The sequence below is a fragment of the Ruminococcus sp. D54t1_190329_F1 genome (assembly GCF_015551645.1).
Lineage (GTDB): Bacteria > Bacillota > Clostridia > Lachnospirales > Lachnospiraceae > Blautia_A > Blautia_A faecis.
Window position 1 is genome coordinate 1 of sequence record NZ_JADNDC010000051.1, and the last position, 24064, is coordinate 24064.

Annotated in this window: 19 protein-coding genes and 1 riboswitch; of the genes, 15 read left to right on the plus strand and 4 right to left on the minus strand. The window is 44.7% G+C overall.

The features are described 5' to 3' along the window. Positions 1-333: 333 nt before the first annotated feature. The 15 genes from I2D69_RS17650 (at position 334) to I2D69_RS17720 (ending at position 18066) form a co-directional block, all read left to right on the plus strand. On the plus strand, positions 334-879 hold the full coding sequence (locus I2D69_RS17650; RefSeq protein ID WP_118583330.1) for a hypothetical protein: 546 nt from the start codon (positions 334-336) through the stop codon (positions 877-879). Between the two features lie 77 nt (positions 880-956). After that, positions 957-1376 (plus strand): SseB family protein, encoded by a 420-nt coding sequence (locus I2D69_RS17655; protein ID WP_173774255.1) that lies wholly within the window; start codon positions 957-959, stop codon positions 1374-1376. Between the two features lie 359 nt (positions 1377-1735). Beyond that, the gene (locus tag I2D69_RS17660; RefSeq protein ID WP_173719700.1) at positions 1736-2713 is read left to right on the plus strand and encodes a hypothetical protein; all 978 of its coding nucleotides are present in this window, start codon (positions 1736-1738) and stop codon (positions 2711-2713) included. A 98-nt stretch (positions 2714-2811) separates the two neighbouring features. After that, positions 2812-3042 (plus strand): helix-turn-helix domain-containing protein, encoded by a 231-nt coding sequence (locus I2D69_RS17665; protein ID WP_118583284.1) that lies wholly within the window; start codon positions 2812-2814, stop codon positions 3040-3042. Beyond that, on the plus strand, positions 3032-4129 hold the full coding sequence (locus tag I2D69_RS17670; RefSeq protein ID WP_195380323.1) for a DUF6783 domain-containing protein: 1098 nt from the start codon (positions 3032-3034) through the stop codon (positions 4127-4129). Before I2D69_RS17665 ends, I2D69_RS17670 begins: the two co-directional genes overlap by 11 nt. Before the next feature lie 1044 nt (positions 4130-5173). Then, positions 5174-6766 (plus strand): peptide ABC transporter substrate-binding protein, encoded by a 1593-nt coding sequence (locus tag I2D69_RS17675; RefSeq protein WP_226837875.1) that lies wholly within the window; start codon positions 5174-5176, stop codon positions 6764-6766. 175 nt (positions 6767-6941) lie between these two features. Further along, positions 6942-7907 carry an ABC transporter permease gene (locus I2D69_RS17680; RefSeq protein WP_226820525.1) on the plus strand — a complete coding sequence of 322 codons (966 nt, stop codon included), beginning with the start codon at positions 6942-6944 and terminating at the stop codon, positions 7905-7907. Between the two features lie 2 nt (positions 7908-7909). After that, positions 7910-8833, plus strand: a complete 924-nt coding sequence (locus I2D69_RS17685) for an ABC transporter permease (RefSeq protein ID WP_226815283.1) — start codon at positions 7910-7912, stop codon at positions 8831-8833. 8 nt (positions 8834-8841) lie between these two features. Beyond that, entirely contained in the window at positions 8842-9840 is a 999-nt protein-coding gene (locus I2D69_RS17690) for an ABC transporter ATP-binding protein (protein WP_118584033.1), read from the plus strand. Then, complete coding sequence (locus tag I2D69_RS17695) at positions 9830-10807, plus strand: oligopeptide/dipeptide ABC transporter ATP-binding protein (protein WP_148463621.1); 978 nt, start codon at positions 9830-9832, stop codon at positions 10805-10807. Before I2D69_RS17690 ends, I2D69_RS17695 begins: the two co-directional genes overlap by 11 nt. 160 nt (positions 10808-10967) lie before the next feature. Next, the gene (locus tag I2D69_RS17700; protein ID WP_148463620.1) at positions 10968-11729 is read left to right on the plus strand and encodes a DeoR/GlpR family DNA-binding transcription regulator; all 762 of its coding nucleotides are present in this window, start codon (positions 10968-10970) and stop codon (positions 11727-11729) included. A 138-nt stretch (positions 11730-11867) separates the two neighbouring features. Beyond that, the gene (locus I2D69_RS17705) at positions 11868-12614 is read left to right on the plus strand and encodes a copper homeostasis protein CutC (RefSeq protein WP_173736102.1); all 747 of its coding nucleotides are present in this window, start codon (positions 11868-11870) and stop codon (positions 12612-12614) included. 81 nt (positions 12615-12695) lie between these two features. Beyond that, positions 12696-15272 (plus strand): transglutaminase domain-containing protein, encoded by a 2577-nt coding sequence (locus I2D69_RS17710; RefSeq protein ID WP_195380324.1) that lies wholly within the window; start codon positions 12696-12698, stop codon positions 15270-15272. A gap of 184 nt (positions 15273-15456) precedes the next feature. Further along, positions 15457-16719, plus strand: a complete 1263-nt coding sequence (locus I2D69_RS17715) for a M28 family metallopeptidase (RefSeq protein ID WP_195380325.1) — start codon at positions 15457-15459, stop codon at positions 16717-16719. Positions 16720-16743: 24 nt separating this feature from the next. After that, positions 16744-18066: an alpha-L-fucosidase gene (locus tag I2D69_RS17720; RefSeq protein WP_195380326.1), complete on the plus strand. Its 1323-nt coding sequence runs from the start codon at positions 16744-16746 to the stop codon at positions 18064-18066. A gap of 234 nt (positions 18067-18300) precedes the next feature. Here the strand turns inward: I2D69_RS17720 and cytX are convergent, their stop codons facing one another. From cytX to I2D69_RS17740, 4 genes are all read right to left on the minus strand, one after another. Beyond that, positions 18301-19476: a putative hydroxymethylpyrimidine transporter CytX gene (gene cytX, locus I2D69_RS17725; RefSeq protein ID WP_118584029.1), complete on the minus strand. Its 1176-nt coding sequence runs from the start codon at positions 19474-19476 to the stop codon at positions 18301-18303. A 1-nt stretch (position 19477) separates the two neighbouring features. Next, positions 19478-20320, minus strand: a complete 843-nt coding sequence (thiD, locus tag I2D69_RS17730; RefSeq protein WP_173716700.1) for a bifunctional hydroxymethylpyrimidine kinase/phosphomethylpyrimidine kinase — start codon at positions 20318-20320, stop codon at positions 19478-19480. A 202-nt stretch (positions 20321-20522) separates the two neighbouring features. Further along, positions 20523-20628: riboswitch (TPP riboswitch) on the minus strand. 71 nt (positions 20629-20699) lie between these two features. Continuing rightward, positions 20700-22376: an alpha-glucosidase gene (locus tag I2D69_RS17735; RefSeq protein ID WP_195380327.1), complete on the minus strand. Its 1677-nt coding sequence runs from the start codon at positions 22374-22376 to the stop codon at positions 20700-20702. Positions 22377-22531: 155 nt separating this feature from the next. Then, the gene (locus I2D69_RS17740; RefSeq protein WP_195380328.1) at positions 22532-23509 is read right to left on the minus strand and encodes an AraC family transcriptional regulator; all 978 of its coding nucleotides are present in this window, start codon (positions 23507-23509) and stop codon (positions 22532-22534) included. Positions 23510-24064: the final 555 nt, after the last annotated feature.

The following is a 24064-nucleotide window of genomic DNA, read 5'->3' on the forward strand; positions in this document are numbered from 1 at the left end:
AAAGAGAAATGGTGTGCATAAAAATACCTACACTCCAAAATGAAATGTAGGTATTTTTGTCGCTTACCTTTAGATATCTCACCTGTCTACTTGACAAGGGGCATATCACAGAGACCGGGGCGGCTATTTTTGTGGCTTATTATTATCCTTGCCAAAGGTATATCCAAGACCAAAGCAGGTTAAGCTGAAGCAGTAATGCTATTTCAGAAAATTCAGGCGGTTACCATATGATATGGAGTGCGGGAATGTATTGCCTGGAATGCTCCGTGGATATTATAGTTGGGAATTTTTGCTCCTAACATTAAAAAATTGATTATGGAGGTAAATACCAAGATGAAACTTGATGAATTTACAGAAATGATGACAGGACATTTTGATAACAAGGAGCAGTTTGATAAGATGCAGGCGGAAGGGAAAACATATCCATATGCCGAGCATGTAAATACAATCTGCAATGACAAAATAAAAAATCTTCCGGAGGATTTCAATGGCAGATTTGTTGTTGAAGAAAGCTACTATGAAACGAATGGAAAACGTCATGCATCACCACATCTTTTTCTTATTACAGAAACAGAACAGGGAATTTTACTTTCCTCTTATGAAATTCCAGAAGGAGAAGATAAGAAGGTATTTTCATACGCATCCATGAAGAAGGTTGATTACGCGGAACTGAAAAAATCCGAAAAATTTACTCCCGCACTTTACCATGAAAAGGACGGAATCTGGGAAGGCGGCAGCATAAGCCAGTTTTCGCCGGTAATGATATTTAAACTTTGGGAAAAGTTTTCCGATCGTTGTCTGGAAGTATCTGAAAGTATGGAAGTTAACGGGAAGAGAACTTTTGGATATGATGAACCAATCATTTATAAAAGGGTATAATCAAAGAGCGGCAGATTACAGAAAGCCTTTTTCAAACACGCTCTAATACAGAAATTAGCTCAATGGAGAGTAATGATATGGATAAAACAGATGAAGGTTTACTTGGAAATGAGAAAATCGAGGATGCAATCGCAGCACTTCAGCAGCAGCCAACGCAAGAATTGCTGGCTCATGCACTGACCGTGGTACGAAGACGCATGCGTGAAAACGGTCAGGTAATCATCGCCGTAGAGCCAAACGGGGCAGCCGGTCAGATGAAATTACAGGCAGTAAAAACCTCCGACGGAAACAGCTGGTGGGCGGTTTTTACCAGCTTCGATGAGGAACTAAAAGGCAGCGAAAGCGTTATGTCAACCTTTATGACAGACATCGGAAAAGTACTGGAGACAGCGCTGTCCGAGGAAGAAATCAGCGGCGTGATCATCAATCCCTGGAACCGGACATTGATGCTGGACAAGACATTGATTCGGATCGTGCTTGGAGATGTGACACAGTAAGTTACTGAAAAAGAGAAGAGGAACTGCACCTCCTGAGAGACGGCAAAGACCATATTGCAGGAATGATTTTTCAAACACGCTTTAGTGTGTACAGAATAGGTTTGTGTGAAAAATGCCAGGTAAGAAAATAAAAACGTTTCTTCTGTCCATTGGATAGAGCAGAGCGTGGAAATTCTGCCTGGCAATTTTTTTATTGTTAAAATTATTGACAAACGATAATTTTAAGCTATAATTAAATCATAAATTATCGTTTTTCAATAATTCTTATAAACCAGTTAGAGAAATCTATAGTAAAGGATTAAATAGTTTAATCCAGCACGATAGCGGATTTTCTCGATATCGGCAAAAGGAGGTTCCCCATGAAAGAAAGACATTTATTTACCCTCTTATCTGTGGAAGCGGCCGCCTGCGTCCTGTTCTGTATTTTACAGCGCAGCTTATCCGGTCTGTTTTCCACCTTGATCGCATTCCCTTTTGAGCAGATCGGAGCTGGCCTGCGGGTTCTGTCGCTGTCTGGGGCTGTAGGAAATGTGGTCGCAATCATCTTATACATGCTGTTGGGACTTATCCCTGCTGGAATTTGGGGATTCCTGCACTGGCGCAAGAAATCAGAACCCCTGGATATCATGCTTCTGGTTATCAGCGCTCTTCTTTTTGTAACCCTATACTACATGATCAATCCGGGACTTTTGTCCACCGGAGTGCCAGGCACCGGGAAATGGTCCCTGGGAAGTACCTTCTATTCCGTCCTTCTGGGTTACCTGCTTATCCGTATTTTGCTTCATTATAAAAATGCAGGAACGGAGAAACTGCAAAAGGGGCTTTGGTTCCTTCTTGGCACTGTGAGCGTGGTATTGGTGTATGGCATCTTTGGACAGGAGCTGGGAGGGCTGCTTCAGAATCTGGAAACGGTACAGAAGGGAAATACAGGCATAGAGCTAAGCGACGGTTTTATTACTTTTTCCAACCTTACCCCTACTTATGTTTTCCTGTTCCTCAACTTTGCAGTCCGTATTCTGCCATATGTACTGAATATTATAGTTGTTTTCCTGGCGAGAAGGCTTCTGGCTGCAATGAAGGAAGACCTGTATCAGGAAGAGAGTGTAAAACTGGCGGGAAAACTTTCCCACTTTTGCGTGTGGACCTTAGCATTCACTATTGGGGTAGATGCGGTATTTAATCTACTGCAATTGTTTTTCCAGAGCAGACTTTGCCAGCTTGAGTATGTGGTGGCGGTCCCGGTATTTTCCCTGGCCTTTGTGCTGGCGGTGCTGTTGTTTGCAAAGTATATAAGGGAAATGCAGAGGCTGAAAGAGGATAATGACCTGTTTATTTAAGCGTATGAAGATGTATAAACGGCAACTGGACTGTATCAGCAGGCAGCGAAGCGAACCGGGACTATGGAGCGATTTGCGATAAGGAAAGGAAATGATTTATGGCAATAAAAGTATGCCTTGAAGATGTATTGAAGGAGCGGGGAATGACGTCTAAGGAACTGTGCAGCCTGGTGAACATTACAGAAGCCAACCTGTCCGTACTCAGAAGCGGAAAGGCCAAGGGCGTGCGGTTCCACACCATTAACCGGATCTGTTATTTCCTGCAATGTGATGTTGGGGATATTTTAAAATTCGATGGAAATCTGGAGGAGGATGAAAATGAAGATTAGGAAATCAAAATATCACCAAAATTCGGCTAAGGGGGCCCATTGCGGTGCTCTCATCTGGAGAAAATTTCCCATAAATTGTGACGCACATCTTGTAGAAAGATTTTTGAAGGGACGGGAGAACAAGCATCTGTTAAAAAGTTTGTTTGAATTATCGGTTATTTTCATGGCCTTCACAGCCAGCGGCTGTACTCTTGCAGTCCCAGAAGCCGGCACAGATGGAAACGGTGACCGCCTGATCGGCGCTTTTATCACCTCCGAATATCTGGACTTATATGATATGGAAGGGTATCTGAACGACCATGCCGCCTCCCTTATGAACAACAGCAGTATCACCATAGGAAATGACAGCCGTTATGAGGGAAAACTTGTGGCAACTGTGGATAAAGAAGGTGCCCAGTCTTCTTCTGAGTGGAAAATTTCCTTTGGAGACATAAAAGGAGAATACATTTTAATGCCAGTGACCGAAGATGAGGATGGAAATACATCTGTAGGAAATCTTTGCTCCGACGGAGTAGGAGATCCGTATTTGAACTACAACGTTACCGATGATGGAGAAACACAGGAAATCAGCGCCACTGTTTACCAGGTCTCTGGCAAGTCAGAACACACCCAGTATGTAAATCCGGTTTTCCAGAAAGAAAACGGGGAAATTTATGCCATGGCTGGAAACGGCTATTCCAACGGTGTGGGAGGCTCAGAAGGAAACACTATGGCAGCTACCCTTTCCGGTGAAACTACTACAGTGGAAAATGGAAAGACTAAGACAGAAGGCTGTAAAGTGACGGTTCAGTTTGCCACTATGTACAAGCCAGTGCGGACCATCATTTACCAGATGAATGAGGCGAATCAGGTATTGAAACAGACTGCCTATAAGCCATCTGAGGTGCCGGATAGCTTGAGGGTAGAAGCAGACACTGCCTATATTTTGGCGGAAATCAGAAAGGAAGATACTTCAGGCAAAATGGTGACAACCAGGACAATCCTGAATTTGAATTCGTCAGAGGATGAGGAAACGCAGTACCTGGAGACTTGGTATCCCCTGGATAATGGGCTGATCAGCAAAAAAGATGTAGAGATTGAATATTGAATAAAAATGCCAGGAAAATTAACCTGGCATTTTTGGCGCAATAGGAAATTTCATTGCTATTTAGTGTGTTGGTCGTTATTCCGGACGCGATTTCACAATGTATATTCACCGCCGCGCGTCGCAACGTTCCGGCAAGCTAATGACTAACTACGACTAAGACGCTCAGGAAAGCCTTCGCGCCTAAGTCTCCGTAAGTCATGGATCTCGCCTCCACTAAAACCGCTCCTGAAATGCGCGGCTTGTGAATATGCATTGCAAAATCGCTGGTTACTGGAAAGGGAAAAAAGAAACAATAACGACAACAACGGGGGTGGGGTGAAGTAGTTGGTATCCCGCAACTATATTGTTTTTTTCTAATCTATCGTTGTCAAGAAAGTATAGGGAGACCAATCACTCCCCCTCCCCCTTCGGTAAAAGTTCTTACTAACCAGCAAGTCCCAGCCAGTACACAGCATTTGGGCAATATGTATTACTCCAGCGAGCCATTTCAGGCGCGCTCTTAGCGCAAGCGAAATCCAGCGCTTACGAAGACTTATGCGTGAGGGCTCTCCCGAACGCATTAGTCGCAGTTAGCGATTAGTTCGCTGGAGCGTTGCGCCGGCGAGTGAGTAATACATATTGTCCAAATGCGCCCCTCCTGAAGAACTTTTCAACACATTCAACACATTAAAGAGGAAAACAGGAAGCCAGATACAGTTGAAGCACCCAGCTGCATCCGATATTTTTTACTTATTTTTCCTTGAAAAAGCAGAATTTGTACAAAATAAATACATAATTCGTACAAAACCAATTCTAAACAATAAAAAGCAATAAAGAATAATAAAAAACAATTGACAACACTACAACACTTTGCTATACTAAAATTACCAAAAAGAGGCGAGCAAAGAGAACATTTTTTATTTATGCAAAGGCGCATGAAACTACATCGTGACTAAGTTGCAAAATAGAAAATGTTTTTTTACTATAAAGCTCCATTTAAACTCTGAACGGCAAAGGCTTACTACCGTACCTGCATAAAGGACGGATAAGAAAGGAGAAAAAACTATGAAAATGATGAAAGCAGCAGTAGCACTTGGAATGGCACTCACCATGACTGTTACAGGTGCATCAGCAGTATTCGCAGAGGGAGAGACACTCAGCGTTGCTACTGATTTCGAGATCAAGACTCTGGTACCGTGGGCTGCATCCGAGGAGAATGCATTCCTGGTACTGAACCAGGCAGAAGAGGGACTGTTCCGTATGGACGAGAACAACCAGCCTCAGCCAGCTCTTTGCGATACTTATGAGGTATCCGATGACAAGCTTACATACACCTTCCACTTAAGAGACGGAATCCAGTGGAGCAATGGTGAGCCTGTAACAGCAGCAGATTTCGTATATGCATGGCTGAAACAGATGAGCGCAGACGCAACAAACGGCTACAGCTTCATTATGACAGACTACATCGTAAATGGTCAGGAGTATAATGAGGGAAGCGTTGAGGCTTCTGAGGTAGGCGTTAAGGCTGTTGACGATCAGACACTGGAAGTTCAGCTGAAGAGCCCGACACCATACTTCCTGAACCTTACTACAATGGATATGTTCTTCCCGGTTAACGAAGCATTCTGTGAAGAGCAGGGCACAAACTTCGCTCTTTCCCCAGACAGCATGCTCTACTGCGGACCGTACGTGATCACAGATTATGATCCGGCTGTAGGCGTTACTTTCGCTAAAAACGACAATTACTGGGATAAAGACAACGTAGCAATCGAAGATGCACAGGTTCGTGTAATCAAAGATGCTGCAGCTGCATTAAGCGCATATCAGGCTGGCGAGCTTTCCCAGGTTAAACTTGATTCTGCAAACGTAGTAGCATACAAGGATGATCCGGAATTCTCCCAGGAGATCGACTTCCGTACAAGCTATGTACAGTTCAACCTTACAGATGACGTAATGAGCAATGTAAACATGAGAAAAGCTATTTCTCTTGCTATGAACAGAAGCGCTCTTACAGATAACATTCTTGCTGATGGTTCTGCACCAGGATTTGGTCTTGTAGCAGACGGCATGAGCGGTGATGGAGAGAAGACATTCCGTGAGCTGAACGGAGATGTTTCCCCATATGATCCGGAGCAGGCAAAAGAGTACTATGACAAAGCAGTTGAGGAGCTTGGAAGCGCACCTTCAGAGGTTACTCTTCTTGTAGCTGATGACTCTGTATCCAAATCCGTTGCAACATTTATCCAGAGCGAGCTTGTTACAACACTTGGTCTGAACGTAGTAATCGATACCAAGACTGTACAGGGACGTGGAGAGCTGATGGATGCCAACAACTATCAGTTTGCTGTAACAGCATGGGGTGCTGACTATGATGACGCTATGACATACCTTGATCTGTGGACAAATGGAACTCCATACCGTGGAAACTACAACGATGCAGATTACAATGCACTGATTTCTGATGCTAAGACTCAGACAGACGATGCAGCTCGTCTTGATGACATGCTGAAAGCTGAGAAGAAGCTGGTTGAGGAAGACGCAGTTGTTGCTCCTGTATACCACAGAGGTTCCGCTGTTCTGACAAAATCCAATGTCAAGAACCTGATCAGCCATCCAATCGGTGTTCCGCTTGAGTTCAAGTACGCTTCTTTCGAATAATCTCTTATTCAGGTGATTGTTGGATATAAACTGGCAGCGAAACAGATCTCAGAGGTTTGCTTCAAATTCAAGTAATATTCCTTAAGGAACAAGTAACGGACCGTATACAGCAGTGGCTTACACAGCCGGTATACGGTCTGTTTTTCACAGAAAGAAAAGGAGTACTGTTCACTACGTGCACAGTAACAGAAAAGGTGATGTCATGCTGAAATATGTATTAAAGCGATTGGGGTACATTCTGGTTACCTTGTGGGTAATTGTAACCTGTACCTTTTTCATGATGAAAAATCTTCCAGGTACACCTTTTGATGCTGAGCGTTTTAGTATTATGACACCTCAGCAGCAGGAACGTGTGCTGGAAATGTATGGATTAAATGATTCTCTTCCCATGCAGTATGTGAAATATATTAAGAACATGCTGAAAGGAGACCTGGGTACTTCCTTTACTTATGTAAACCAGGATGTTTCCAAGGTTATCACAGGTCGTCTCGGACCATCTGCGCTGATTGGTATCCAGGCAGTACTGATCGGACTTGCAATCGGATTAATTTTAGGAATCCTGGCTGCCTGGAAGCACAATAGCGGAATTGATTACTTTACTATGATATTGGCAGTGCTTGGAGTCTCGGTGCCGAACTTTGTCGCCGCAGCCCTTCTTCAGTATTACATAGGTCTGAAATGGGGCGCTCTCCCGGTTGGATTCTGGACTGGCTGGAATTGTTCCGTATTGCCGTCCATTGCGCTTTCGTTCAGTGCAACAGCTATGGTTGCCCGTTTTATGCGTACCGAAATGCTGGATGTACTGGATCAGGATTACATCGTAACTGCAAGAGCCAAGGGGCTGAGCCAGATGAAAGTCCTTATGCGTCATGCAGTCCGCAACTCCATCCTTCCGGTTGTAACTATTTTAGGACCAATCGTAGTAAACCTTATGACAGGATCTCTTGCTGTAGAGAACATCTTCAGTATTCCTGGTATCGGAAGCCTTTTCGTAGACTGTATCAAGGCCAATGATTATCCGGTGATCATGGGTATTACTATTTTCTATGCCGCATTCTATATGCTGATTGTACTGCTTGTTGACCTGGCTTATTCTCTTATTGATCCGAGAATTCGTCTTGCCAAAGGAAAGGAGAGCTGATCGTGGACAAATCAAAAATTGACCGCAGCATGTATCAGAAAGCGAAAGTAGAAGCCTCTGAAAAAGAGCACATCGCAGCTCCTGCTTCCACTATGCTGGCTGACGCATGGATCCGTCTGAAAAAAAACAAGGCAGCAGTTGTAGCATTATTTATTTTGATCGGAATTATCCTGCTTGCCATTTTTGCACCGATCTTCAGTAAATATTCATTTAGAGACACTGATTATAACAATGTATATGGACTTCCAAGCGCAGCACACATTTTTGGTGCTGACCAGTTTGGACGTGACCTGTGGGTACGTACCTGGATGGGAACCCGAATTTCCCTTATGATCGCACTGGTAGCTGCAATCCTGGATCTGGTTGTAGGTGTTCTTTACGGTGCTGTTTCCGCTCTTTTCGGGGGAAAGGTAGACGCTGTTATGCAGCGTATTATTGAGGTACTGGTTGGAATCCCAAGCCTTATCATTGTAATCCTTTTCCTGATGGCATTCCCAGCTGGTGTAGGAACTATTATCGCTGCACTTTCCATTACCGGATGGGTAAACATGGCCAGACTGGTTCGTGCCGAGATCCTGAAACTGAAGAATCAGGAATTCGTACTTGCTTCTCAGGTTCTTGGAACCAGCAAATTCAACATTATTATGAAGGATCTGATCCCGAACACAGTCAGCGTTATCGTAATCAACGTGATGTTCACAATCCCAAGCGCTATCTTTACCGAGGCATTCTTAAGCTTCATTGGTATTGGTCTGGCAGAGCCGCAGGCTTCCCTTGGTGTATTGATCAACGGTGGTTATCAGGTACTGCGAATGTATCCACATGTACTGATTTTCCCGGCAATTGTTATCGTACTGATTATGGTATGCTTCAGTATTCTGGGCGACGGACTTCGTGATGCCCTTGATCCGCAGATGAGAAAGTAGGTACAGCTATGGGAAAAATATTAGAAGTTAAGAATCTTACAGTCCACATCAAGACGCACAAGGGCGTTGTCCAGGCTGTGCGCGGCGTGGATTTTTACCTGAATGAGCAGGAGACACTTGCGGTAGTAGGAGAGTCCGGTTCCGGAAAATCCATTACCATGAAAGGTGTTATGGGAATCCTCCCAAAGAATGGAAAAGTAGTAGAAGGAAGCGTAATGTTTCAGGGAAATGATCTGACCAAATATTCAGAACGTCAGATGCAGCAGGTGCGCGGAAGCGAGATTGCCATGATCTTCCAGGATCCCATGACTTCCCTGAACCCGACCATGAAGGTTGGAAAACAGATCGAGGAAATGCTGAAAGAGCACCGCAAGGAGATGAGTAAAGCCGACCGTAAGACAAGAGCCATTGAGCTTCTTTCCCTGGTTGGAATCTCCAATCCGGAGGCACGTTACGACCAGTATCCACACCAGCTGTCCGGTGGTATGAGACAGCGAGTTGTCATCGCCATTGCACTGGCCTGTGATCCCAAGGTGCTGATCGCAGATGAGCCGACCACAGCCCTTGATGTAACGATCCAGGCACAGATTCTGGATCTGATGCGCGATCTTCAGAAAAAGATCAAAACATCCATTATCATCATTACCCATAACCTTGGTGTTGTGGCAAATATTGCAGACCGTGTTGCTGTTATGTATGGCGGAAAATTAGTTGAGACAGGAGATGTGGAAGATATTTTCCACAACCCATGTCACGAATATACAAAAGGCCTTCTTCGTTCTATTCCAAAAGCACACGAAAAAGGCGGTGAGCTTCAGGCAATTCCGGGAACTCCTCCGGATCTTATGGAGCCTCCGGTTGGATGTCCTTTTGCGGCAAGATGTAAGGAGACAATGATCGTTTGCCAGAAATACATGCCGGATTATACCGATTGCGGCAAGAATCACAAGTCAGCATGCTGGATGCTTGACGAGATGGCACAGGAGGTAAACTCTGATGAAAAATGATGAAAAGCAGGTACTTCTTGATGTCAAGAACCTGAAGAAATACTTTAATGTTGGAAATAAAAAGATCCTGAAAGCAGTTGATGACATTTCCCTTCAGATTTATAAAGGAGAGACTCTTGGTCTGGTTGGAGAGTCTGGATGTGGTAAATCTACCTTCGGAAGAACTGTTATCCATCTGTATGATCCTACAGATGGTACGGTAACTTTCGATGGAACGAAAATTGACAAGAATCTGGATACAAAGCAGAGACATGAACTTTGCAGAAGAATGCAGATGATTTTCCAGGATCCATATGCATCCCTGAACCCGCGAAGAAAAATTCTGGATATTGTAGCAGAGGGAATTGATGCTCATGGTCTTGCTGCCAATAAAAAAGAACGTGATGCCAAGGTCATTGAGCTTCTGGAAACCGTTGGTCTTCAGGCAGAGCACGCAGATCGTTTCCCTCATGAGTTTTCCGGTGGACAGCGCCAGCGTGTTGGTATTGCACGTGCACTTGCAGTAAATCCGGATTTTATTGTATGCGATGAGCCCATTTCTGCTTTGGACGTTTCCATCCAGGCACAGGTTATCAACCTTCTGGAGCAGCTTCAGAGAGAGCGTGGGCTGACTTACCTGTTTATTGCACACGACCTTTCCATGGTGAAGCACATCAGTGACCGTATTGGTGTTATGTACCTGGGATCTCTTGTTGAGCTTGCTGACAGTGAGGAGCTTTTCGAGAACCCAATGCATCCTTATACCAAGGCTCTTCTTTCTGCAATCCCGATCCCGGATCCGGATATTGAGAAGAACCGTCAGAGAATCATGCTTGAGGGTACACTTCCGAACCCCATTGATCTTGGCGAGGAGTGTAAGTTCTGCAGCCGTTGTCCTGTTTGCAAGGATAGCTGCCATAAGAGCCAGCCGAAGCTTGTTGAGGTAAAACCGGGACATTTTGTTGCCTGCAGTCAATGCGCAGAGTAATATTTGACGGGCAGATTGTGTATCTATTCAGAAGATATAGAAAGCTAAAAGACTGGCTGTAATATGAAATGTATAGTGCTATATAAGTTATGTTAACCGCTTGAAAGAGCGGGAGATGGGCTTTTGATAAATAAGGCAGCAGAAAACAGGAGGAAGAAGGATGTTCATTGAGGAACGGCAGATAGCCATCGAGAAAGTCCTTCGGGAACAGGGAAAAGTCCGGACCAGGGAGCTGAGCGAAATGTTCCAGGTCACAGAGGACTGCATCCGTAAAGATCTGAAAACTCTTGAGAATGCCGGCAAATTAAAAAGAACTTACGGTGGTGCGATTCTTTCCCAGGATTACCCGCTGGAAAGAGATGTTATCGACAGAAGAAATTATCATGTGGACAGGAAGATGGTGATCGCGGCTAAGGCCATGACGCTGATCAAGGAGCGGGAAGCGATTTTTCTTGATATATCCACAACCAATATTGAGCTTGCCAAGCTTCTTGCGAAATCGAAAATGCAGCTTACCGTAGTGAGCAACATGATCGATATTTTACAGCTGCTTGCGCAAAATCCCAAGATCACAGCCATTGGAACCGGTGGAATCATGTATCCTACAGTAAATGGATTCCTTGGTTCCGCAGCAATCCAGGTGATCCGGCAGTATAGCTTTGACCGGGCATTTATGGGAAGCTGCGGAATTGATATGATGGATCACACCGTCACGACTCTTGGAGTGGAGGACGGACTGACCAAAAAGGCTGCAATTGAAAGCAGCCGTCATAAATATGCCGTGATGGAGCGGGAGAAATTTTATTTTAATGAATCTTATAAATTTACACAGCTTGATGAACTGGACGGGATCATCACAGATGAATTCCCGGATCAGTCGGTGCAGGATATGCTGGATTCCCTTGGAGTAACGCTCTATTAAGAGACAGCAGCTCAGGAATGCAGCAACAAAGTGACAAGACCGGCGGGCTTGGGAATAATTTGTGGAATTTTCAGAATGCAAAGCATTGCGATAGCTGCAATGTGATAGTATCAGGCTGGGTGAAAGGAAAAAGAGGATATGAGCAAATTTACTTTGGAGGTTTGTGCAGATTCGGTGGAATCCGTACTTGCCGCAGAGAAAGGCGGAGCAGACAGGATCGAGCTTTGCGGAAATGTGGTGATTGGAGGAACAACTCCATCAGAGAGTCTTTTCCGCGAGATCCGCAGGCATAGTGATATTAAGATCCATGCACTGATCCGTCCAAGATTTGGTGATTTTTGTTATACTGAATATGAATTTGATATTATTCGTTCAGAAGTGAGAAGATTCCGGGAGCTGGGTGCCCAGGGAGTTGTAATCGGTATGCTAAGACCGGATGGCTCCCTGGATGTGGAACATCTGGCACAGCTTATGGAAGAAGCGAATGGGATGTCTGTAACTTTGCACAGGGCTTTTGACGTGTGCAGGGATCCAATGGAGGCCCTGGAGCAGGCCATTTCTCTTGGTTTTAATACCATTCTCACATCTGGACAGAAGAATAACTGTGTGGATGGTTCGCCGCTGCTTGCAGAGCTGGTGGAAAAGAGTGCCGGTCGTATTCACATTATGGCTGGTGCAGGAGTAAATGCAGACGTGATTGCTCCAATCTATGAGAAAACCGGAATCACAGATTATCATATGACGGGCAAGGTTTTGCTGGACAGTGAGATGAAGTACCGCAAAGAGGGCGTGAGTATGGGACTGCCTTCTTTGAGTGAGTATGAGATTTTCCGCACCAGTGAGGCTGAGGTGAAAAAGGCCCGGGAAGTTTTAGCAAGGCTTTGAGGCTGGGACGCTCTTTCACAAAAAAAGAACAATTTTTTCGTGAAAGGGCGTTTTTTCTATTTAAAGTAGGAGGATGAATAGATGTTTCTTCAGAACAGTCAGAGGAAGATTGAAGAAGAATTTTTGAAATTAACAGAGAAGCTTGGGGCGGACAGGGAGCCGCTGAAGACGATTTGTGAGAAGCTGGATGGATGCGGCAGAGATCTGGGGCTGGCGATGAAGTATTTGTATGTGACAGCGCCTTATAGTGATCTTGTGAATTATTCTTTTGAGGAGATTCAGGATTTCGCAAGCCATGGACTGTTTCTTTATAATACTCTGGAACGTGTGAAAGAGCTGCCGGAGGAGATGTTTTTGAATTATATTCTGGATCACAGGGTGAATGAGGAAGAGGTACTTCCTTGTCGAAGCTTTTTCTGGAATGAGTTGAAGGATAGAATTGAAGGAAAAAATGCGAAAGATGCAGCAATTGAGGTAAATTACTGGTGTGCGGAGGAAGCTACTTATCATAGTGGTGATGACCGTACACTTCCGGCACTTACGGTATATCGAAGAGGTTACGGACGCTGCGGTGAGGAGTCTGTTTTTCTGGTAAATGCACTTCGCAGTGTGGGAATTCCGGCGCGGCAGGTGTATGTGCCAAGGTGGTCCCACTGTGATGACAACCACGCATGGGTGGAGCTTTGGTGTGACGGAAAATGGTATTTCACAGGCGCATGTGAGCCGCTTATGATCCTGAATAAGGGGTGGTTTACCAATGCTTCTTCCAGAGCAATGATGGTGCATTCCCGCCTGTTTGATCTTTTCCCGGCAGAAGGGGAGGATGTGATCGGCAAAGAAGGTGCAGCGGTTATGTTGAACCAGACTACGCGTTATGCCAGGGTGAAAACTGTTTCTGTAAAAGTGACAGATAAAGAGGGCGCGGCTGTAAAGGGCGCTCAAGTGCAGTTTCTGGTGTTGAATATGGGAGAGTATTTTCCTATTGCAAAGGCAGAGACAGACGAGAAGGGAACAGTTTCCTTAGTGACGGGTTTGGGAAGTGTGAGAGTTCTGGCATTCCTTCCGGGGATGGAAGGCTTTGCACAGGCAGATCTGGATACCAGAGCTCAGGATGAGATTTCCCTGACTCTTACTGGTGAGGCTGTGGAAGCAGAAGATTGGAGAGCAGTAGATGTGATCGCTCCAGTTGATACCCCGGTGAACCCGGACATGCCTACCCCGGAGCAGAAGGCAGAAGGAACCAGACGACTGAATGAAGCAAACAAGATTCGCAAGGAGAAGAAAGAAAATTGGGTAAATCCGGAGCTGACCGCTTTTCTTGCAGGAGGCGATGAGAAGGAACTTCGTCAGGCAATAGTGGATGTGCTTTCAGAGAAGGATCATACAGACTGTGTTTGCAGGGTGCTGGAAGAGCATTTGGAATATGGAAAGATATATGCTAAGGAGTATCGAGATCTTGTTTGGGATGTTAACGGCACTGCTTGCGGCGAGAAGAATTGTAAAACTGAAAAATCTGTGGCATATACAGGCGTTTCTGGTGCTGAGAATGGCTATAACCTCTATATCAATTACGTGTTAAATCCCCGTGTGGAGGACGAGCTTCTTCGTCCATACCGAAAAGGCATTCTCTCCTTTTTCACAGAAGAGCAGAAAGCCGCTTTCCGCACAAATCCGGCAGAAATCTGGAATTATATCCAGGTGCACATTACTGCCTACCCGGATAACGAGCGCGAGACCGTAATGGAAACTCCATACGAATGTCTGGTATCTGGAATTGGTACCGAGCGTTCCAAGAAGGTACTTTTTGTGGCAATCGCCCGTACACTGGGAATTCCGGCAAGATTGAACCCGGATAATAAGGTAATGGAATATTGGGTAAAAGACCAGTTTGTTTCCGTTTTGAAACAGCAGGAGGGCGGCGCAGTTCTCACACTGAAAAAAGAGGCAGATGCTGTATGGAACTACTATCAGAACTGGACCATGGGACGTCTGGTTGGAAATGAATATGTTTCCTTAAACCTTACAGGCAGAAGCTGGGATGGGGATACTCTGGAGCTTGCACTGATTCCAGGAACCTATCGGATTATTACCACCAACCGCCTTCCTAACGGAAATCAATTTGCATGGGAGAAAACATTTACGATAAAAGAAGGCGTGCAGAGAGAAGAGACCTTGCGTCTCCGCGAAGCACAGCTTGGCGATATGCTGGAGCGTATTTCCCTTCCGGAGTTTGAGGTAAAAGATTCTGCCGGAAACACAGTAACCTGCGCTGAGTTAACCAAAGGCGGCAAGAAAATTCTCATGTGGCTGGAAGAGAGCCGGGAGCCTACGGAACATATTTTGAACGAAATGCTGGAACATGCAGAAAAATTCCACGAATTTGAAAATTCCATCTCTTTCATGATTCGTACTCCGGAAGCCAAGCAGGATCCTCTTCTGGGAAAAGTGCTGAAGATGTTCCCAAAGGTTTCCATCTATTACGATTCCTTTGAGGAAAACATCGAACTTCTGGGAAGAAGAATGTACGTTGATCCGGACAAGCTTCCGCTAATTCTGGTAACTAATGGCGAGTCTGTAGGGATTTATGCAACCAGCGGCTATAATGTTGGAACTGGCGATATGTTGATCCGTATTATGGAAGAAGTGCCGGAAGTATAAATCGCATTTAAAAGAAGATATAGTAGTTTTTGAAGTATATAGTAGAATTTCTAAGAAATATAGAGATGGTTTTCTTTGTGCTCTAGAGGTGCGCAGCAAGGCATAATAAGGAAAATTGCAAGGCCTCTGAATGTAGCGCATTAAATAGGAGTAAATCGGAAGCCATCTCTAAATGGAGTAAATTATGAATAAATACACAGAAATTCACCCAAATGGACAACGCGCGTATCAGTTTGTAGCTGACACGGCATACGTCCGTGAATCCGGCACTAAGGGGGAGCACAAAGCAGCTGAATACATTTTGAAGGAAGCGGAGCAGGCAGCATCCCAGACGGGAAAGTCTGTCTACATTCAGACACCCCGCATGGAATTTTTCCAGTGTCCGGATTTTCAGCAGAAAAAGGCAGAGCTGGTAATCTGCCAGCCTTATAAGAAGGCTTATCCGGTGCGTGCCTACCTGAATGGCGCCTGCACCCTGGAAGAGGGCATCACAGCACCATTTCTCTTCGTGGGAAAAGGAGACGACATAAGTCTTTCCAAGGCAAATGGGGCAGTTGTGCTGGTCTGCGATCCTATTCGTGAAGATACGATAAATAAAATAAAAGCAGCAGGTGCACTTGGCTTTGTAACCGTATGCGGCACGCCGCTGGATCAGGCGGAAGACCGGATTCCAACCCAGTACCGCCGCAAGGCAGGTGATCTTCCAGGCGCATCTGTCCATTACCTGGATGCAGTGGAAATCGTGGAGAAACAGGCATCCCAGTGCTGCCTGAACATTCAGCAGAGCGAGATTTCCCGCAATTCCGCCAATGTGGCAGTACGCATTCTGGGAACTGATTTTCCAGAAGAAATCGTTACGGTAACGGCTCATTATGATTCTGTTCCGGAAGGCCCTGGTGCATATGACAATATGTCCGGCGGAGCCATGGTGATGGAAGCTTTTCATCATTTCGCAGAGCACAGACCAGCCAGAACTATGGAGTTCATCTGGTTTGGCTCCGAGGAAAAAGGTCTGGTTGGAAGCCAGAATTATGTGAAATCCCATGAAGGAGAAATGAGCAGCCATGTGTTTAATCTGAATGTAGACCTGGCAGGGCAGCTCCTGGGAGGAAACGTTCTGGGAGTAACTGCAGATCCGACTGTCTGTGCAGAACTGAAAAACCTCATGGAAGAAAATCAGCTGGGTGTTACCATCAAAAATCAGGTCTGGGCCAGCGATTCCAATACTTTCGCATGGAAAGGTGTGCCAGCGCTTACCTTAAACCGTGACGGCTTTGGCATGCATACAAGACACGATACAGTAGAATATATATCTCCTCGCGCACTGGAAGAAGGGGCGAAAACTCTCTGCACAGCAGCTGCATGGGTGGCAAACGAGCCAGAACTTTCCTTTGAACGGGAAATTCCAGAGGATATGAAGAGAGAACTGGAAAAGTATTTTGCCTAATGTTACAGGAAAGGACATTATAAAATGAACAAAGTAATCGAAGAAAGAACAAAACGTACCGAATGGTACCGTGACGCCCGTTTCGGCATGTTTATTCACTGGGGACTTTATGCAATCCCTGCCAGAGGAGAATGGGTGCGCAGCATGGAGCAGATTCCACATGAGGACTACTGCCATCTCACAGAAGAGTTCACAGCTGAGAATTACAACCCAAGAGAGTGGGCGCGTCTTGCGAAAAAGGCGGGCATGAAATATGCTGTGCTCACAGCCAAACACCACGACGGCTTTTGCCTTTTTGACACCAAACTTACTGACTACAACTCCATGAACGCAGCCTGCCACAAAGACCTGGTAAAAGAGTTCCTGGAGGCATTCCGTGCAGAAGGAATCAAAGTAGGTCTGTATTTTTCTATTATAGACTGGCGCCACCCGGATTTCCCACACTATGGGGATATGCACCATCCAATGCGCAACCATCCGGAATGCTCCAATGAAAACCGCGATTTCGACCGCTATCTGGAATTTATGTTTGGGCAGATCAAAGAGCTTCTTACCAATTATGGTAAGCTGGATCTGATGTGGTTCGACTTCTCCTACGGCGATATGAAGTGCGACAAATGGAAAGCCCAGGAGCTGATTTCCATGGTGCGTTCCATCCAGCCCTGGCTGATCATTGATAACCGTCTGGAGGGCAGTGCTGAGGATTCCGGTTCTATCCTTACTGCAAATCCTACCGAATATTCCGGCGATTTCGCATCTCCGGAGCAGATGATCCCACCAGCAGGAATCCGCAATGAGCTGGGTGATCCGGTACCCTGGGAAGCCTGCCTGACCCTGAATAACAATTGGGGCTACTCTTCCAGTGACCGTCATTATAAATCAGCTGAAATGGTCATCCACATGCTGGTTGAGTGTGTCAGCAAGGGTGGCAACCTGCTTCTGAATGTAGGGCCTGATGCAAAAGGTCGTATTCCGAAGGAGTCTGTGAAGATTCTGGAAGAAGTAGGAGAGTGGATGGACGAGAACTCCAAGAGCATCTACGGCTGTGGCTATGCTGAAATCGATAAACCGGAATGGGGCCGCTACACCCGCAGCGGAAATAAGATCTATGCCCACGTTATGGAACCTCAGGCAGGAGCAATCCCTCTTACCGGAATTCACGGTAAGATCAAAAAACTCCGCCGTCTTTCCGACAATTCCGAGGTAAAGCTTACGGATTACTGGAACCTGAAGGAATACTCCCAGAATCAGTTCTTCTTCCTCAACGCTGACACCTGCGACAGCTACCCGCTTCCGGATGCCCGGGATACGGTTGTGGAAGTAACACTGGAAGAAACTGAAGAATAAACAGATATAAACAGATATAAGCAGATATAAACAAAAATAAACAGAAATAAACAGAAAGGGACTGCCGGGAAATGGCAGCCCTTTTTTGGATTTATAAGAAAGCCCATCTCTGGCACTTTCCTGAACCGAGTAGTGTTTATACGAAAGCTAGAGCGTGTTTGAAAAATCATTCCTGCAAATTGCGACGCACATCTTGCAGAAAGCCTTTTATCCAATACACTCTAAAGTGAAAGTCTATTTTTTACTCTTTAAAACATTTCGCACGATCATACAAATGAGAATGGTAACCACCATATCCGGCAGTGTATTTCCCACAGGAATATCAATTCTCATTAAAATTCGGTACAGCACGAATCCGATCACCCAGATTACCGCATTTGTTATGTCAACCGATTCGCTCAGACTGTCAGCACGTTTCAGCAGGAAGAAGTCTGCAATCTGAATGGCGATCATCGGTGCAAATACAGAACCGATGAGGTACAGGAAATCGGTAATGTTGTCCATTGGATATACAATTGCAGCAATTGTTCCGATGATGGTTACGGCAATTGCGGCATATTTTCCATTAATTTTGGAAAATACAGATTCAGATGAAATTCCGGCGGAGTAAGCATCCAGGAATGTAGTGGTAACAGTGGAAAATACAATGATCAGAAGACCTGCAATTCCCAGTCCGGCTTTCACCATAATCTGAGCAATGTCGGATTCACCGGTATAAATCGCTGCACCCATACCGATTACATACATCCAGCAGCTTACAAGACCGTAAACAATAGAGCTTACAGCAGTTGCTTTCACTGGCTCCTTCGCCTCACGGGTATAATCACTGATCAGCGGCAGCCAGGACAGTGGCATTGCAACAGAAAGCTCAACCGCAGCACCAAAGGACATGGCTTCCTCGCCAATGGCAAGTGCAGTCCCGCCATCAAAGAAGATGAGCTTGCAGAGTACCAGTGTGAGGATAAAAAGTGCTGCCATAGCGATGGTGTTGATTTTTCCAAGGTTTGTGATGCCGATAAAAATCCACAGTACGATCAGTGCACCGATTACCAGACACCATACCCAGCTTCCGGTATGTAACACACCGTTTGCGGCCAGAGCTCCGTCGTAGATCATAATGGCAGTCCAGCCAACCAGCTGAAGTACGTTCAGGAAGGAGAAGAAAATCCCGCCTTTTTCCCCAAAGCTCATTTTTACGGTTTCCATTGCACTGCGGCGTGTTTTTCCGCCGATCACTCCGGCGAGGAAAAGCATGGTACAGCCAATAATATGTCCGATGATAATGGCAAGAAGACCTTTTCCAAAGCCAAGTGAGGCAAAATAGGTTCCGGTGAGGATTTCCGCCAGGGAAACACCAGCGCCAAACCAGATCAGGCCGTTTTCAAAAATGGAAGTACGTTTTTCAGTCATGTTATTTTGCCTCCTTATCAGCGGCTTCTGCCGTAATCTCGTCATGTGACAGTGTGAATTCATTTTTTATTGCAAATCCGTGATCCATAGGACCACTGCCTTTTCCAAGATCCAGCATAGCAGCAAGTGCTCCGGAAATATATTTCTTTGCCCTCTCCACGGAAGTATCAAGGTCAAATCCCTTTGCCAGATTAGAAGCAATGGCACTGGATAACGTACATCCTGTTCCGTGAGTGTTAGGATTGTTGATCCGCTTTCCCTGGAACCATTTGTAATTGCCTTCGCGCCACAGAAGGTCATTGGCGTCATTCAGCTGATGACCACCCTTGCAAAGCACTGCACAGCTGTATTTCTCCCCGATGGCAGCAGCGGCTTTGATCATATCCTCGGCAGTTTCTATTTTCATTCCGGACAGAACCTCTGCCTCCGGAATATTCGGTGTCAGGACTGTGGCCATTGGAAGAAGCTGACTTTTAAGGGCTTCAATGGCTTCATCATTGATCAGCTTGGCTCCGCTTGTAGCGACCATAACCGGGTCTACTACAATGTTCTTTGCTTCATACTGGCGAAGTTTTTTCGCAATGGTTTCAATCAATGCGCTGGAAGATACCATTCCAATCTTCACTGCATCCGGATAAATATCTGTAAAAATATTATCCAGCTGGTCGGCCAGAAATTCTGGCGTTGCTTCCATAATACCTGTTACACCGGTAGTATTCTGTGCGGTAAGTGCGGTAATCGCACTCATGGCATATACTCCATTGCTGATCATTGTCTTGATATCAGCCTGGATACCGGCGCCTCCGCTGGAGTCACTTCCAGCGATTGTTAATGCTGTTCTCATAATTTTCTTCCTTTCTCTTGGCCTTGTTTGAAGCAGTTTCCACGAGTTATGAGTTATAACGTGAAAAAATCTTTTTACAAACCGGCACTGTTGTTATGTATGCATTAATTTTATATAGCGTCCGAAAGTGGTGCCCCCAGCCGAACGCTGCATTGCTGCCATATGAAAAAAGAGACACCCCAATGAGGTGTCTCCGAAAAAAATCAAACTCATGATGACTTCCTACGGCGGCATTATCCGCATCAGGTAATAGGGTCGAAATTCACAATTTCCTCTCAGCCTGTGTACAAGCTCCCCTGTTCTTTTGTTATTATAGTAATAATGGGAAAAATTGTCAATAAGGTGTTGGAATACAATAAATATCAAGCGTGAAAATCGTTTACGCTAACTCCACAACCAGCACCTGATATCCATGCAGCTTAACTGAATTTCCATCCAGAACCATATCCGGGTAGTTATTGATCAGCACCTTTTTGCATTCTGATGGAAGTGTAATTTCCTGCTCCTCCCACTGATAATTGCCAACCACAAGTAAAGTTTTATCTCCTTTACGGTAGTATGCCATTAAATTATGCCGGTCTTCCATAAATGGCTCCAGAGCACCATACACAACGGTTTCTTTATATTCCGGATCCTTGCGAAGAGCGATCAGTTTCTTATAGAAATTAAGTACGGAATTTGGATCAATCGTCTCTTTTTCCACATTAATTGCGGTATAATTGGAATTTACTCGAAGCCACGGTGTACCAGCTGTAAATCCGGCATTTTCCTCACCAGTCCACTGCATGGGGGTACGGGCATTGTCGCGGCTGCGGCGGGCAACAGCTTTCAAAGCTGCTTCCGGGGTAAGTCCGGCGTCAAGTGCAACTTTATATTCATCCAGAGTTGAAATATCATCTACCTCGTCAATAGATTTGAACGGGATATTTTCCATGCCAAGCTCCTGTCCCTGATAAATAAAGGGAAGTCCACGAAGCATGAAATTCAATGCCGCCAGCATTTTTTTGCTTGTATCACAGCAATCACCTTCTGGAATATAGTGACTGACACCGCGAGGCTCGTCATGATTCTCGATAATATTGGAAACGAATCCGAAATCCCCCATTTTGGCCTGTGTCTCAAAACAGCAGCGCTTGTAGTCGTCAGGTGTGATTTCTTTGCAATCGTACCAGCCTTTTTCAGAACCTCCGAAAATGGTTTCGTTAAAGTCGAACATAGAAGAAAAATAACCATTGTTTCCAATAAAATCCGGGAGCTCTTCGTCTTTTGCGTTGAAAACCTCACCTACGGAAAAAGCATCGTGAGGCTTGAAGGTGCGGTCACGCATTTCTCCAAGAAATTCTCCGATTCCGGTAGCTTCCTCCAGCATTTTATTAATGCTGCAGAGTCCGTCCTCACGATCAGGCTCATAATCATGCATAGGAAGAGCTTTTTTGATATTAATGATAGCATCAATGCGGAAACCGCCAAGACCCTTGTCCAGCCACCAGTTAATATTTTTATATACTTCCTCACGGAGCTCTGGATTTTCCCAGTTCAGGTCAGGCTGCTTTTTATGAAAAACATGAAGGTACTGTTTGTTGGTGCCAGGCAGATCCTCCCATACCGAACCTCCGAAATAGGAGCGCCAGTTAGTAGGAAGCTTACCATCTTCTTTGTCTCTTAAATAGAAGAAACGGCCGTATTTTCCATCCGGATCCTTACAGGCTTTTTTAAACCATTCGTGCTCATCAGAGCAGTGGTTTACAACCAGATCCATGACAATATACATGTCCCGTTTCTTTGCTTCTGCGATAAGGCGGTCCATATCCTCCATAGTTCCGAATCGCGGGTCAATGTCGTAATAATCGGAAATATCGTATCCCTGGTCGGCAAGAGGGGAGCGATAGCAGGGGGAAAGCCAGACAATGTCAACCCCCAGCTCCTTTAAATAATCCAGTTTCTCAATAATTCCCGGCAGATCGCCGATTCCATCACCGTTTGTGTCATAAAAGCTTTTCGGATAAATCTGATAGGCTACTTTATCCTGCCACCATTTTTTTTTCGTGCTATTCATTTATGTCTCCTTATATATAATGATTATCTTTGAACTAAGTACATTATACATACATGAAAAAGAAAATACTTCCCTTAATTTGATTAAAAAATACGAAATTTTGACCAGAGATTGTTTGGAAAATCATTTCGTACATAGGGGGGTGCAAGCGTGTTTTATAAGGAAGGATTCTCAATCCCCTGGCTGTGTTTCCGATATTGCAGAGGTGTGGTTCCTGTATATTTGCGAAATTCTCTGAGAAAATTCCCCATATTGTTATAACCACAGTCCAGACATATCTCGGTCACTGGAAGACTGCTGTCTTTTAATAAACGTACTGCCTGGCGGATGCGATATTCATTCAGGTATTCTATGGGAGATATGCCGATTGCTTTTTTAAAAAAACGGCAAAAGTATTGCTCATTGAGTCCGATCAGGGATGCCAGATCGCGGATATAAATTTTTTCCTGGTAATGGTCGCGGATGTAAGTGATTGTGGTTTTTATGGTCTCGACCCTGTGGTCATCAGATTTTTCAGTCTGGGAAAAAAGCTGGCGATTGGAAAAATCTGCAAAAATATTTAACAGGGAAGCCTTGATCAGAAGCTGATCTGCCAGGCCGACAATGGCATTTCCAGAAGCGCGGAATAAATTTATATGTAAGGAATCATGAAGCTCTTCCAATTGTTCAGAAAAGCTGCAGCGGTAAAATGCGTTAGTGATGTTCTGGAACTGCTCCTTTATAATAGGAAAAACAGGATGGTTTGCAGAAATACATCTTGGAAAAATCAGACGTCCGTTTTGCAATGGCTGGACAAGCTGAGTCTGAACCGTATCGTAAAAAGGAGAGCAGAGCAGTTCCGGTTGGAAAACGACAGCGTATTCCATGGAGACTTCTTTTGAGCGTGCACGTATGCTGTGCAGTTCGCCGGGATTAATAAAATAAAAACATTCTGAAGATACATCAAATGTTTCCATATTAATATCTAAGGTGAAGGTTCCACCGGGAAAGTAAATAATCTCGACCTCCTCGTGCCAATGGTGCTTGACCAGGATTCCGTGTCCGCTTAGTTTTAAACGGTAAAAAGCACAGGGAAAAGCCTGGGAGCCATGAGGATTTGTTTCTTTTAATGCTGGTGATTGCTGTTGATACATAGAAACCTCCAAACTGGGGAAAGGGTATAAAATAATGAATTTGTTATATGTATTGACGCTATCATGTCTGAGGGCGAAAGTCAATGATTGAAGAAAAAGGATCTTGAAAATAATGTTATAAAAAAATATAAATTTTTTTGTAAAAAGTGCTTGACGATTCCTTACGGCAGTGGTATAGTAAACAAGCTGTCGCAAAGAATTGCTTCTGAAATACTGAAAAATAAAATAGTTTTCAGAAAATTCAAATTAACTGTTGACAATCGACTGAACTTATGATAAAGTAATCAAGTCGCTTGAACAGAACGACAGAAACAAACGACTTTATACAGCTTCTTGAAGGTCTGAAAAACTTTTGAAAAAAGTGCTTGACAAGATCTGAAAGATATGATAAAGTAAACAGGCTGTCGCAAAGAGATGACAGACAAACAACCTTGATAACTAAACAGTGAAACACATACGATTCTCGAAAATTCTTAACGAATCATCATTCAAAAGAATGAACTTTTTATAACAGTAATGACGAGAGATAACTAAGCTAGTTGGTTGTCTTGAGTG